The sequence below is a fragment of the Leptolyngbya sp. FACHB-711 genome (assembly GCF_014695615.1).
Lineage (GTDB): Bacteria > Cyanobacteriota > Cyanobacteriia > Elainellales > Elainellaceae > Leptolyngbya_A.
The window spans coordinates 1-13289 of the sequence record NZ_JACJOR010000334.1 but is presented as its reverse complement, the minus strand read 5'-3'; the positions used below and the strand labels follow the sequence as shown (position 1 = coordinate 13289).

The window sequence follows — 13289 nt, the reverse complement described above, 5'->3', positions numbered from 1 at the left end:
GGGAGCCGAGGAAAGAGGGATCAGGGAAGCAAAGGCGTTCTTCGAGGTACTTTCAGAAACATTCAGGAATTTTCAGGCGGGTTCGTGTTCCCGGGATCAAGCGGCGGTGTGTCAGATTTTTCGGATGCTTGAGGACGGATCGAATCCAGCAGCGAAAACCGACCGGGAATGGGCTGACGGGCAGGCTGGAATCCTTGCAGCACTTCAGAGAGCTGGAGTCCTTCTAGCGAGAAGCGAGACTCTCGCAGCTTGTGCCAGACCGATCGCGACATCATCAGCGTATGCTCGATCCGGGTTGCACCAATGCGCTCCAGGAAGGCTTCCCGCTCTGGCTGATAGTCAGTCGAAGCAACTCGCATTGTTTGAACGGGCAGGTCGCGCACCACTCTTGCCATCTGAGCAAACAGTTCGGGATAGAGCCAGGTGTACGCCGGATGAACCGTAATATCTGCTACATGGGGACGATGACCGTGACGGCAAAGCTGAAGCTCGTAATAGCCGATCGCCGCTTTGCGCTGAGACTCAAACACATAACCTCGCGCCTGCTCAGACTGGTGCATCCAGTGGTGCATCTGACGCAGCATCGATCCCATTAGCCCGCTCTTGAAGTCGGTGACGTGGCGATCGAACACTTGGCGCACCAAGGGCGGCATGGAAACCGTATCAAGCTGGTGCAGCAGCGTAGCATCGGCGTTGCCTACCGGAAGCAAATTGGGCAGATCGTGCTTGCGTTCTGCAAGTGCCTGCAAGAGCTCTGGGGAAAGCTCCCAGTAAGTGAGGTGTGCCAGAGTCTGAAAGCCATTTTGTCGATATAGGGCAAGGGTTTCGCTATCGTTCACATTGACTTCAATGATCCAGGTTCGCGCTTCCCAGATCGTCTGAAAGCAGTGGCGTAAAAGCTGAGAGCCCACATCCATTGCCAAGGTTTGCCCGCCCAGGGTCGATCGATCAACCCAGACCTGATCGACTTTCCACGTACTGCGGGTCCGATTAAAGGGCGACACCTGCACCATGCCGCATAGCTGCCCGTCCTGCTCAGCGACGTAAGCCGAAATCGAATGCTGAAACGGGTTTGGGAACAAACTGAGGCATTTAAGCAGCCCATACCACCGCCACAACTGCTGCAATCGCTGCGTTGCTTCAGTCGAGGTCGCTGTGTTCGTTTCCGCAGCACCCATCATCCGGGTGATTGCTTCCAGATCGCGATACTGAAAGGCACGGATCGTCACGTTAGTTTGGGGAGGGGCAGAAGTCATAGGTCACAGGGAAGCATGATTAGCTTTTGGGCATTAACCTGTTGGACGAATTAGCACGATCGGCGTTTGTTCGTCAGCATTTCCGGCTGGATTGTGGAGCAATGCCTGATTCAGCAGATCACTTGACAATCCAGGCGTCATTGCCAATATCTTAACTGCTTTCAAGTCGTTCACGTCTACGATCGCCGCCTGAAGCCCAGTTTCTTGGTAGATTCGCTCTACCACCTGCTGCGGACGATCGGGTCCAAGCACAATAAATTGATCGTAGGGCGGCAGCGTTCCGGTCACGTCATCAATCAGACGGGCTTGCTCCCCTGCCCATTGGTAGAACATTCCCGGTTTTTTAAAGACGGCTTTGGCGATCGAGCCGCCGATAAAGGCAAACAGCACGCGCCACGGTCCCACAATATCTACGAGGGTTTGCATGCCGCAAGCGGTTGCCAGACTGGAGGTAGGCATAAAGAAATAGCAGATGCGACGCGCCCCCCAGCCCGGTTTAATCTCGGTGGGATGCCGGAACCGACCCTGCATGAGGGCAACGGGCGTTTCGCCGATCGTGACGACGTCGCCATCTTGTGCATGAGGCATAACGTACCGCTTCACAATCTCCACTGGATCATCCAGGTGAGTCAGCAGGTGAGTTCGTATCGGTAAAACGTCAGCGCGGGTCGTCGGTCGCCACCGTCTCGGCTCATCGACATTGGGGAAGCTGAGCGGCACAATAATATGTTTGACTTTGGGAATCCGTCCCTGAGGCCCGTAGGTAATGTAGTGAACCCGTACCCAAACCGACTGAAGCTCAGTTAATTTCTTACCGCGAAGGTCGATCGCAATTTCTGCCTTAGTGGGCTTCCGCTTCACAATATAACCAAACCAGTAGCCATCTGGACGGGCAGGGGCATCAGGATGGCGGGGCGTCACGCGAATTTCAGTCGTAATTCCTTCCAGGCTTCCCTTCGAGAGCAGGGTTGCCTCCGCCCAGAGCTGCGGAACCATGATTTCCAGTGTTTTGGTCTGGTTAATCAGCTCTATCTCGCCGATCGCCAAATAATGATCCGGCTCATAAATCGGCAAATTCCATTCCCCGGCAGTCACCTCTAAGCGGTTGCCTGGACGCTGACGATATTTCGCCTCGAACGCAATCAGCCCCAGCAGGACTAAACCGACTACGACGGCAAGACCAACTCCAATCATTCCGGCGATCGACACAGTATTTGATTCCGCTTCTATTGCTTAAAAATGTTCATTATGCAGTCTAATCGACTTTGGACATCCCACCACGAATTCTCACGCCGCACCAAAATCCTGATTAATCCTTATCCCCCCAACTCCCTAACTCGCCATCCCCCTGATCCCAATCTTTTTCTGCTAATTTACAGCCTGACTTCTTTTACAGTAGTATCGTGAGACAGATTAAATTTTGTAAATTTCACTAATTAGTCTGGACTTGTGAGTGTCTACGCACGGGGAGCCTGAGATGAGTGTATTGGAGCGGATCGAGCGGTATTGCTTGATTGGACATTTGGTGTCGATGGCATTTGGACTGGCAGGAATCCTGCTCGTCATGCCCCACCCTGAATTTTTAGCTTATCTGCCTGCGGGTCAAACTATGTATGCCTGGAGCTTGGCGGGCGGCGGCGTTTTGTACATGGTGCTGGCAACGATCGCGGTAGCAGTCTATGCTTGTCGCATGTTAGGTCTACGAAACCTGCTGACGTTTATGATCCCGGCAGTGTCCATCTCCCTAACCAGCGAACTGATGGGAACCAGCACAGGTTTTCCCTTCGGGCACTACAGCTATCTCAGCGGCTTGGGCTACAAGATTAGTGGACTGGTTCCGTTTACAATTCCCCTCTCCTGGTTTTATCTTGGCTTCTCGGCATACGTGCTGGCACGGGCAGGCTTAAGCGTCGCCAAGTCCGGCAAGCTGGGCTGGCTGGGGCAGATTGGTGCCGTGGTTCTGGGTTCGCTAATGCTCACTTCCTGGGATTTTGTGCTTGACCCGGCAATGAGCCAGGCTGCTCTCCCCTTCTGGTACTGGCACACCCCCGGCGCATTTTTTGGAATGCCTTATCAAAACTTTGCGGGCTGGTTTGGCACAGGGGTCGTTTATATTACTGTGGCTGCTTTCCTCTGGCGTCAGCAAACCATCTCGATCGATCGTCAGGAACTTGGACTTCCGCTTGTGGTCTATCTCGGCAACTTTGTGTTTGCTGCGGTGCTCAGCATTGGGGCAGGCTTCTGGATTCCGCTGGGTCTGGGATTACTGACGGGGGTGGCTCCGGCGGTCGTTTGCTGGTGGCTGGCTCAGCGTGGAGGCGATCGCGCGATTGCGTCTCTTTCCCTGGCTGACAGCGTGAGTAATCCGACTCCGGTTGCCGTTACATCCAAATAGCTCAATTTCGAGTAAAGGCTGTGGACGGATCGCCGAATCGTCTTTGAACGCAGCCTTTCGATGTCAAAATGAGCAGTGGGGAAACTTCCTCATTGCTTTTTTATTCGCCTTTTTTCCTCATCGATTCCGATCGCAAACGCTGAAACTGTGCAAACTCTACTGCTTTTTGACTTTCTCCCTGGTGCAGATCCTCGCTCTGGCTGGATGAATGCCCTTGCCCTGCTGCTGCTCGTAATTCAGTTACCTGCTGTCGCAATTCTGCTGTCTCGTTTGCTGCAAGCTCCCCGACGACTACCCCCGCTTCAGCCGCAAATGGCTACGCCGGATCTGATTGGCAGGGTGAGTATTGTCGTTCCGACGCTGAATGAGGCACATCGGATCGGAGGCTGCCTGGAAGGGCTGACGCGACAGGGCTACGAAGTGCGAGAAATCATTGTGGTCGATAGCCGATCGCAGGACGGTACACCGGATTTGGTAAAAGCAGCCCAGCTGGCCGATCCGCGATTTCGCCTACTAACCGATGACCCCTTGCCGCCAGGATGGGTCGGTCGCCCGTGGGCACTGCACAGCGGCTTTCTCTACAGTTCCGAAGACAGCGAGTGGATTTTGGGCGTCGATGCCGATACCCAGCCTCAGCCCGGACTTGTTGCCAGCATTCTTAAAACGGCTCACCAGGAAGGCTACGATCTGATCTCGCTTGCCCCTCGCTTTATCCTGAAGGATTTGGGCGAGTGGTGGCTCCAGCCTGCGCTGCTGATTACACTGGTTTATCGCTTCGGGGCAGCCGGAGAACGGTCAGGCGAAGCCGATCGCGTGATGGCAAATGGACAGTGCTTTCTCTGCCGTCGATCGCTTTTAACCCAACTGGGGGGCTACTCCAGCGCAAGAAATTCCTTTTGTGATGATGTGACGCTGGCACGAAATGCAGCTCGGCTGGGGGCAAAAGTCGGCTTCCTGGATGGTTCCAGAGTGCTAAAGGTGCGAATGTACGAAGGCATGGCAGAAACTTGGCGCGAGTGGGGACGATCGCTCGACTTAAAAGATGCCTGCACTCCGTCACAGAAATGGGGCGATCTGGGGTTTTTAATTGCCGTTCAGGGACTTCCTTTGATTGGGGCGATCGGGTTTGCTGTTACGATCGCGCTGGGCTTCACGTCTCTCCCAATCTGGGCAGCGTTTGGGCTAAATGCAGGCTTAGTCGCAATCCGGTTTGCCCTGCTGTTGGGTATTGCTGTGTCTTACGATTTCTCCCAGGCAAATGCAAGCTGGAGCTTCTGGCTGTCTCCCCTGGCTGATCCGATCGCGGTGCTGCGAATCTGGCTGTCTTCGACCCGCACTCCGACTCAGTGGCGCGGCAGAAGCTATGCGGCTCTGGATGCAAAAGGACAGGAGGGATAATGGTCATGCTGTTTCTTGATCTGACGCTGGGTTAACCGCAGTCAGAAAATTCTTCGGGCTGGTTGAATCTCGATCGAAGGGGTATCCAACGGAAAAAGAGGAGTAGCCGCTGTGAGAACCCTTTCGGATTGCTCAGAGATTGCAGCCCACTACCCCTCCGCAGCATTCATTCACCTGTGATTTATAAGCTATCAGCCGGGTTTGTCAGCCTTGTTATGGCGATGTGAATTTTAGATGACAAAATGACACAGCCTGATTTTTCGTTCTAGTGTCGCGTCGACTCAGGTGAGGTAATCCCCTGATCCCGCTAGGTAAGATAAAAAGAATCAGACTTCCACCGGAAAAAGCAGCGATGGCTAAAGATCAAAATGCAGTGTTACGGCAATTGCCGATCGCCGTTGGCATTCTTGGCGGTACGCTGCTGATGCTAAATCGGCTCCTCACCCCTGCCCTCACCGACTCGCAGGCACGATCGGATGTGATGGGCGTGATTCTCAGCGCGATTCTGATTTTGACCGGACTGATCTGGCAGCAAGTTCAGCCAAAACTACCCGATGCTGTGGAACTCATTGGCGAAGAAGGATTTGACCTGGCGGAAGATCTGCCTGAATCAATTCAAACCGAGCTTGCCTGGTCGTCCCATTTGCTGCTGACGAATACTGTTACGCGATCAATCCTGGTCTGGTATGGCGATCGGGTGCTGCTGAGGCGCGGCATTTTGGGCAACAATCCAGAGGTAATACCAGGGGCGATCGTGCAGCGCGTTCTCTCGAGCCAAAAGCCCGTTTACCTGGTTAACCTTGCCCTTTATCCCGGACGCATCGAGTTTGATTATCTGCCCGAAAATACTCAGGGCGTGATTTGTCAGCCGATCGGCAAAGTGGGCGTTATGATCCTGGGTGCAAACGCTCCCCGCAGCTATACCAAGCAGGATGAAACCTGGATTGCCGGGATCACGGATAAACTAGCGAATAGTCTTGCCTTAGCTGAGGTGGGTGGTGGGTGAGGGGATGAGGAGATAGGGGGAGGGAGAGCAAGGAGTGATTTCATTCGCAGGCTACACCTCTTGGTTAGAAGACTTGCATCGACAGGAGCATTCTATTTTAGACTTCTTAAATTGCTCTCTCCACGGAAAATTCACCCTCTCCACAATCGCAGTCCCGCCTTTACTAAGCTCTTAGACAACCCATCCCATTCATCTATCATCTATTTCCCCATTCATTCACCCCCTCACCCCCATGCTCCTCCTCTACTGGCTCCTGGTCACGGTTATGATCCTCGGCGTTATCGGCGCAGCCGTTCCCGCGCTTCCAGGTGCGAGTTTAATTCTGGTGGCGATCGTTATCTGGGGATTGGTTCAGGGCTTTAGCCAAATTTGGATTCCGCTTGCCGTCGCGATCGTCGTGCTGCTGGCAAATCTAGGCATTGATTTTCTGGCAGCTTATTACGGGGCAAAAAAGGCGGGGGCGAGCCGCTGGGGGCAAATTGGCGCGATCGTCGGGTTGCTGGTGGGCGTCTTTGGGCTGCTGCCTGCACTGCCGTTTGGAGGCCCGCTGCTGGGGCTGCTAATTGGTCCGCTGCTGGGGGCAATTGTAGGGGAGCTGCTGTATCAGCGGGATTTGAAGCGGGCGTTTCGGGCGGCGATCGGGATTTTTGTCGGGACTATGGTTGGTAATATCATCGAACTCCTGCTGGCGATCGTCCCGGTGGTCGTCTTTCTGTTCACTACCTGGCCGCAGGTGTATGGCTAGGTATTCCGGCTAATTATTCCAGCAAACATTCCGGCTAGGCATTCTTGAATTCCTCTGGAGCAGCGGCTCGTTCGCGCAGGGGTTCGGTGATGCGGTCGTCTTGACTGCCGCTTAGCAAATCCTTCAGAGCAGCCTGCATTGCGGCTTGTGTTGTCGTCGCGGTTCCGAACTGGCGCACCACCAAACTCGCTGCCAGATTACCCAGAATTGCCGCTTCCCAGGGTGAGGCTCCGGCGGTGAGGGCCAGGGTGAGCGCAGCCGCGACCGTATCGCCTGCTCCTGTTACGTCAAACACATCAGTGCGGTTAAAGGCAGGAACGGTTTGCTCCACACCCGATCGATCGAACAGCGTCATTCCGGCTTCGCCTCTGGTGATAAGCACAAACTTGGCTTTAGTGCGCTCTAGCAAATCATGTCCGGCGCGGCTGAGGCTTTGCTCATCGGTAATTGCGTAGCCGACCGCTTTTTCAGCTTCAGGGAGGTTAGGCGTGAACAAAAACGCGCCCCGATAGCGCTCGAGCTGCTGTTGAGCATCGACGATTGTGTAGGGATGAAATAGTGCCGCATCGATCACGGGCTGCCCCAGCGTTTGATCGCCATAGTCCGAACAGACCACTGCATCCACGAAATGAACGTGCTGGCGAATATAGGTGGCAAGCTGCTGCTGAAGCTCTAAACGGGGAGCGCGGTCGGACTTGCGATCGATTCGGACAATTTGCTGCGTTACCGACTGGCGGGCATGACCGGAAATTCGGGTTTTGGTAACGGTTGGGCGATCGGGATCAACAAAAATTCCTGCGGTATCGATGCCTGCCTGGACGAACAGATTACGAAGCGCGATTCCCTGCTCATCGTCGCCCACTAGACCCACTGCCTGCACCTGTGCTCCCAGCTTCGCTAGGTTATACACCGCATTTGCACCACCACCCGGCGTTCTCTCGGTTTGCTCGTGCCGCAGAATCATCACCGGAGCTTCCCGCGACACCCGCTCCACCTGCCCTGTCAAAAATTCATCCAGCGTCAAATCCCCAATCACCAGTACCTTTGCCTGCGAGAAGCGATCGATCAGTGAAAACAGGCGATCGGCAATCGCGCGAAGATGCGCTTTAAACGGAGTATCCAGGATGATCACAGTAACGGGGAAGGGCGGAGAGACAGAGTAAATTCCGCAAGTACCCCACAGATACCGTGATCGGAGAATTTCCGTCATACCTCGATCGTTAGATTCTTCGACCGAGTGAGATTCTTCCTCAGGACGGCGGAGCCTCTGGAGCCGATTCAGGAGCCGTTCCGGGCGGACAAACTTCATTGCTCGGCTCAAACTTAACCAGGACCCGGTAAGGGAGCGGTTTTTCGGCAGCTTCAAAAGCATGAGCAGCGGCTGCCTCGACCGCGAGCTGATTAAAAACGGCGTAGCCCGAACTTCTGAGAATCGCAGGCGGCACGGGTTCTTCCAGCAGTTTGCCTTCTCCGTCCACCATCACCCCTAGAATCACTGAAGCCGATAGACGGCGAATACAGGCAGCTCTGGGATAAGCTCCCGCTATCTCTACAATCTTGTCGCGATCGAGGTTCTCTTGGGCGTCTTCGTCCCAGTTTTCGCCCAGGCTATCAGTAACCTGCTTCAGCCAGTCGGTATCCGATTGCAAAGCCGATTCGTTGCTGGTTCCTTCCGGGTTATAGGTATACAGCTGCCGTAGCTCCTGCTGCCGGGCAATAAGCTGCTCTGAGGGGCTGGGCTGTGATGGAGCAGGCGGATTTTCAGCGGTTGGTGGAGATTCAGGAGCGGAACTGGCATCGGGAGCCGGGGCATCAGAAGCCGGGGAAGGACTCGGCTGCGGACTAGCTGCCGCCGAAGGAGAAGCCTCGGGAGAAGGAGAGCGCAAAGGGCTGGCTGGTGGGTTCGGAGGCACAGTCGGGGCAGGAATCTGAAGCGGAGTCCGGGACGGCGGCAGAATCGGGAAAATCGGGAACGAGGGCAGCGGCAGTGGATTGATAAAAGAAGGCGCGATCGGCGGTAGTGTCTCGTTGGACAGCGGCGGCAGCGTGGTAAACAAATCAGACGGAGATTGAGACGGTGTTTGGGCGATCGATGGCAGCTCTACGGGCAGCTCGTTCGAAAACTCCGGCAATCGCTGCTGTTCTTCGGGCGTCAGTTCAACTAGATCGACCGATCGCTGAAGATCAGGCGGATTTTCCCTGAGAGCATCGCTGGGCAGCAGGGGCAATAGGGCAAACAGCAAGCCGTGCGCTCCTACGGAGACAATGCCCGACCAAACGGCAGGGTGCTTGAGCCACTGCTGCGCGTTCTTCTGAAGGGTTGAAAAATCCTGAAACCGCAAGGAGGATGACATATTGCCGACTCACTAAAGCACCGATGGAAAAAATAGCGATCGAAACCGAACTGAACTCCTGATCCAAACTTCGCCCCTGACGAAACTTTTTGATCCTACCGCATCCCCTTTCACAACATGGCTCAATCTATCAGGACTGCAATGACCCCTAGAATGACCGCTGCACATATGAACTGTAATTGCGGAACTGTAATCACGACTGCGGCTCATTCTGGAAAGTTGCCACCGCCAGCGGAGCCTGTGCTGCATCCCGACTCTGCACAATCATCAGCGAGAAGTAAGGCAGCTCTAGGGTGGGACGATCGCTCAAGTCAGCATAAATGACCTGGTTGGGTAGGGTGGCGCGTTCGATCACAAAGCTGCGTGACAGCAGCCCCCATCGCTTCAGCACCGACCAAACCTGCGAATACACCGAACTCACTTTCATTAAAACCACAACATCTGCGGTTGCCAGTGCCGTTTCCAATTCGGTAACACTGTACAGCGCAGGCAGCACCAGAAGTTTTTGTGCCCTCACCGTTAAAGGAATTCCCAGCGCGGCTGCGGCTGCCATCGGTGAACAAATTCCCGGAATGGTTTGAACGATCGCCTCCGGATGCCTTGCTTGCAGGGTTTGCGCCAGATAGGTGAAAGTGCTGTAAAAACTTACATCTCCCTCGGAAACAAATGCCACATCCTGCCCCAAACGCAGCTCTTCCCAGACCCGATCGGCAGCCGTTTCCCATGCCTGAGTCAGCTCCGCGTCGTCCTGCACATAGGGAAAAGTCAATGCCAGTCTTTTCTGCTCCGGCAGCAGCCACGGATCGATAATTTGCTCTGCGACTCCTGGCTTTCCCCGCACCCCTGCTGGAAATGCCACGATCGAAACCTGCCGCAAAATCCGCAGCCCCTTCACTGTGATCAGCTCTGGATCGCCTGCGCCCGCCCCAATGCCAAAAAGTGTACCGATCGAATGCGCCATACGTCACCCTAGCTTCTCACACAAACTCTCTCAATCGTTCAGAAATACCAGGAATACCAGGTTGCCGATCGAGTTCATCCTCCCTCATATCATAGGGATCGCCGCTCAACTCATTCCCACTTTTATCCCACCATAGCCCAATCCCTACGGGCTAAACTCACCCCATCCTAAAACAAGTTACTCCCCCGCCCCCATCTCAAAAATAAATGGCAGACTCCCCCCCCACCTCACCCCCCGAATTCCCGATTCCCAACACCTGGCGGCTCATCCCCCCCCTCCTGGCTCCCGGCTCCCAGCAAATGGCGATCGATCGCTGGCTGTTAGAGCAACATCAGCACCACCAGCACCCCTCAACACTGCGCTTTTATACCTGGCATCCGGCGGCAATTTCGCTCGGCTATCATCAGCGACAGGTTCCCGACCACTGGCAGACCCTAATCTGGAACGAGCAGCCGCTAGACCTTGTGCGTCGTCCAAGCGGGGGTCGAGCCGTGCTGCATCAGGGCGACCTCACCTATGCTGTTGTGACCTCCGGGATTGAGGGAACGCGAATGCAGGCATACCAAAAGATTTGTGAATTTCTGATTCGGGGCTGGAGGGCGATCGGCGTAGAGCTGCACTACGGTACGGCAGGAAGGGGCTACATCCACAATCCCAACTGTTTTGGCACGGCGACCGCAGCCGATCTCGTTTTGCCAAACGGAGAGAAGCTAATCGGCAGTGCCCAACTGCGGCGGGGAAATGCAATTTTGCAGCATGGCTCAATGCGGCTTCAGCCTGATCCGGGGCTATTTGAGCAGGTGTTTGGTCAACCTATAGAGGCGATCGATTGCTCGCTGCTCGACCTGCCAGATCCGTATCAAAATGACCTGTATCAAAAAGTCATTGAGGCCCTGATTGCTGCTGCCTGCGAGACGTTTGATGTCGAATTTGTAACCCAGCCTTTGACCGAATCAGAATGGCGATCGATCGGAGGATGACCCTACCGCACAGACAACATTACTTGACAGACACCACCGCACAGGCAGCATTGGCCTAGCGTCTGCGCTCCTGAAGCTTGCGGTAAACCTGACGAATATCCACTTTATGATGCGCCAGGGCAACCAGCGTGTGATAAAGCAAATCTGCCACTTCTCCGGCGATCGCCTCCGGGTCATCATCTTTAAATGCCATCACCACTTCTGCCGACTCTTCGCCAATTTTCTTGAGGATCTTGTTATCGCCCCCTGCCAGCAGCTTACAAGTGTAGGAATCGGGGTTAGGGTGATCTCGCCGATCGCAAATCACCTCAAACACCTGAGACAGGGTATCCGCAGGCGGTGGCTGAATCTGACCGTCAATCTGATGAAAGCAGCTTCGTTCTCCCGTATGACAGGCAATGTCGCCCTGTTGCTCGACTGTCACCAGCAGCGTGTCGCTATCACAGTCGTAGCGAATCGTTTTCACCTGCTGCAAATGTCCAGAGGTTGCGCCTTTGTGCCAGAGTTCAGAGCGCGATCGGCTCCAGTACCAGGTTTCACCCGTTTCCAGGGTTTTTTGCAGAGACTCGCGATTCATCCACGCCATCATCAGCACCGTACCGTCGAGATAGTCCTGCACGATCGCCGGAACAAGCCCCTGCTCGTTGTAGCGAATCTGATCCAGCGGAATAGCGAAGGTAGAGGATTGAACGGAGGACATGGGTTAACCTGCTGCAAGCGGTGTTGATGATCAATGTCTATTATTAGCTGCGACGATCGCTTTCAGGAAATTTATCGATAGGCTTTTGTTCGATCGCGACTCTCAAATCGTGACTCTCAAATCCCTGGCATCCCACCGCTCGATTTGCGCTAAGCAATTGGCACAGATCAATTGGCACGGATCAATTGCACTGACTAGAGGATGAGTAGAAATACTCTCTATTTTGCCTGAAACGTAATGCCTTAAAATTGCGTTCTTACAATAAATTTGCTTTTCCTGAATTCCCCCACAGTTGGATTCCCAACTCGATAGGATAATGAAGGAGCTATTTTGACAGAGCGTGACGCACTGCTGCGATCGCCCCCAAGATCTCAAGCTCAGCATCCGCTCAATGCCCCCTTTGCGGAACTGCGAAGCAACTGCGAAGCAAACGATACAAAATTACTCGATTTAAGCTGCTCAAGAGGAGAGAGATTTGGTTACTACTCGTCTTAAAACGACAAAATCAGAAGAAATTTTTGCTGCTGCCCAAAAGCTGATGCCGGGTGGAGTCAATTCCCCGGTGCGGGCGTTTAAGTCTGTTGGAGGACAGCCGATCGTCTTTGACCATGTTCAAGGCGCATATATGTGGGACGTAGACGGCAACCAGTATATTGACTACGTGGGAAGCTGGGGTCCAGCAATTTGCGGTCATGCTCACCCCGAAGTGATTGCCGCCCTCCAAGATGCCCTGGTGAAGGGAACGAGCTTTGGTGCGCCCTGCTATCTGGAAAACGTGCTGGCAGAAATGGTGATCGATGCCGTGCCCAGCGTGGAAATGGTACGCTTCGTCAACTCCGGCACAGAAGCTTGTATGGCAGTGCTGCGGCTGATGCGAGCATTTACTGGACGCGAGAAGCTGATCAAGTTCGAGGGCTGCTACCACGGACACGCCGATATGTTCTTGGTAAAAGCAGGTTCCGGCGTCGCAACCCTGGGCTTACCTGACTCTCCGGGCGTACCCAAATCCACAACTGCAAACACCCTGACTGCGCCCTACAACGATCTGGAAGCTGTCAAAGCCCTCTTTGCCGAAAATCCCAATGAAATCGCGGGCGTAATCCTGGAGCCAATCGTTGGTAACGCAGGCTTTATTCCTCCCGATGCTGGATTCCTGGAGGGGCTGCGCGAACTCACTAAAGAACACGGCGCACTGCTCGTCTTTGACGAAGTGATGACCGGATTCCGCATTGCCTACGGCGGCGCACAAGAGCGATTTGGCGTTACCCCTGACCTGACCACAATGGGCAAAGTCATCGGCGGCGGTCTGCCCGTGGGCGCATATGGTGGACGCAAAGATATCATGCAGCTCGTTGCTCCCGCAGGTCCGATGTATCAGGCAGGCACGCTCTCCGGCAATCCGCTGGCAATGACTGCAGGTATCAAAACGCTGGAGCTATTGAAGCGTCCCGGAACCTACGAGTATCTCGATCGCGTCACCAAAAAGCTAACGGA

At 54.5% G+C, this 13289-nt stretch carries 12 protein-coding genes; 6 read left to right on the top strand and 6 right to left on the bottom strand.

Annotated elements, in window-relative coordinates; genetic code table 11:
- Positions 1-62: 62 nt before the first annotated feature.
- Positions 63-1256 (bottom strand): GNAT family N-acetyltransferase, encoded by a 1194-nt coding sequence (locus tag H6F80_RS13745; RefSeq protein WP_190792104.1) that lies wholly within the window; start codon positions 1254-1256, stop codon positions 63-65.
- Between the two features lie 33 nt (positions 1257-1289).
- Complete coding sequence (locus tag H6F80_RS13740; protein ID WP_518523578.1) at positions 1290-2465, bottom strand: F420-0:Gamma-glutamyl ligase; 1176 nt, start codon at positions 2463-2465, stop codon at positions 1290-1292.
- A gap of 268 nt (positions 2466-2733) precedes the next feature.
- Here H6F80_RS13740 and cruF point away from each other — a divergent pair, with 268 nt between their 5' ends.
- From cruF to H6F80_RS13720, 4 genes are all read left to right on the top strand, one after another.
- Positions 2734-3651: a gamma-carotene 1'-hydroxylase CruF gene (gene cruF, locus H6F80_RS13735; RefSeq protein ID WP_190792103.1), complete on the top strand. Its 918-nt coding sequence runs from the start codon at positions 2734-2736 to the stop codon at positions 3649-3651.
- 147 nt (positions 3652-3798) lie between these two features.
- On the top strand, positions 3799-5049 hold the full coding sequence (gene cruG, locus H6F80_RS13730; RefSeq protein WP_518523577.1) for a 2'-O-glycosyltransferase CruG: 1251 nt from the start codon (positions 3799-3801) through the stop codon (positions 5047-5049).
- Between the two features lie 352 nt (positions 5050-5401).
- Entirely contained in the window at positions 5402-6055 is a 654-nt protein-coding gene (locus H6F80_RS13725) for a cofactor assembly of complex C subunit B (RefSeq protein ID WP_190792102.1), read from the top strand.
- A gap of 232 nt (positions 6056-6287) precedes the next feature.
- Positions 6288-6800: a DUF456 domain-containing protein gene (locus H6F80_RS13720; RefSeq protein ID WP_190792101.1), complete on the top strand. Its 513-nt coding sequence runs from the start codon at positions 6288-6290 to the stop codon at positions 6798-6800.
- A 34-nt stretch (positions 6801-6834) separates the two neighbouring features.
- Here H6F80_RS13720 and H6F80_RS13715 read toward each other — a convergent pair whose 3' ends face one another.
- From H6F80_RS13715 to H6F80_RS13705, 3 genes are all read right to left on the bottom strand, one after another.
- Complete coding sequence (locus tag H6F80_RS13715; RefSeq protein WP_242067343.1) at positions 6835-8109, bottom strand: bifunctional heptose 7-phosphate kinase/heptose 1-phosphate adenyltransferase; 1275 nt, start codon at positions 8107-8109, stop codon at positions 6835-6837.
- Entirely contained in the window at positions 8051-9154 is a 1104-nt protein-coding gene (locus H6F80_RS13710; protein WP_190792100.1) for a TonB family protein, read from the bottom strand. Before H6F80_RS13710 ends, H6F80_RS13715 begins: the two co-directional genes overlap by 59 nt.
- Positions 9155-9347: 193 nt before the next feature.
- Positions 9348-10115: a precorrin-2 C(20)-methyltransferase gene (locus tag H6F80_RS13705; RefSeq protein WP_190792099.1), complete on the bottom strand. Its 768-nt coding sequence runs from the start codon at positions 10113-10115 to the stop codon at positions 9348-9350.
- Between the two features lie 206 nt (positions 10116-10321).
- On the opposite strand from H6F80_RS13705, the gene H6F80_RS13700 reads away from it, so the two are divergent.
- Positions 10322-11095 carry a lipoate--protein ligase family protein gene (locus H6F80_RS13700; RefSeq protein ID WP_190792098.1) on the top strand — a complete coding sequence of 258 codons (774 nt, stop codon included), beginning with the start codon at positions 10322-10324 and terminating at the stop codon, positions 11093-11095.
- Positions 11096-11150: 55 nt separating this feature from the next.
- Here the strand turns inward: H6F80_RS13700 and hisIE are convergent, their stop codons facing one another.
- On the bottom strand, positions 11151-11795 hold the full coding sequence (gene hisIE / locus H6F80_RS13695) for a bifunctional phosphoribosyl-AMP cyclohydrolase/phosphoribosyl-ATP diphosphatase HisIE (RefSeq protein ID WP_190792097.1): 645 nt from the start codon (positions 11793-11795) through the stop codon (positions 11151-11153).
- Between the two features lie 475 nt (positions 11796-12270).
- Here hisIE and hemL point away from each other — a divergent pair.
- The coding region (gene hemL / locus H6F80_RS13690) for a glutamate-1-semialdehyde 2,1-aminomutase (RefSeq protein ID WP_190792096.1) at positions 12271-13289 on the top strand (1019 nt) is incomplete at its 3' end.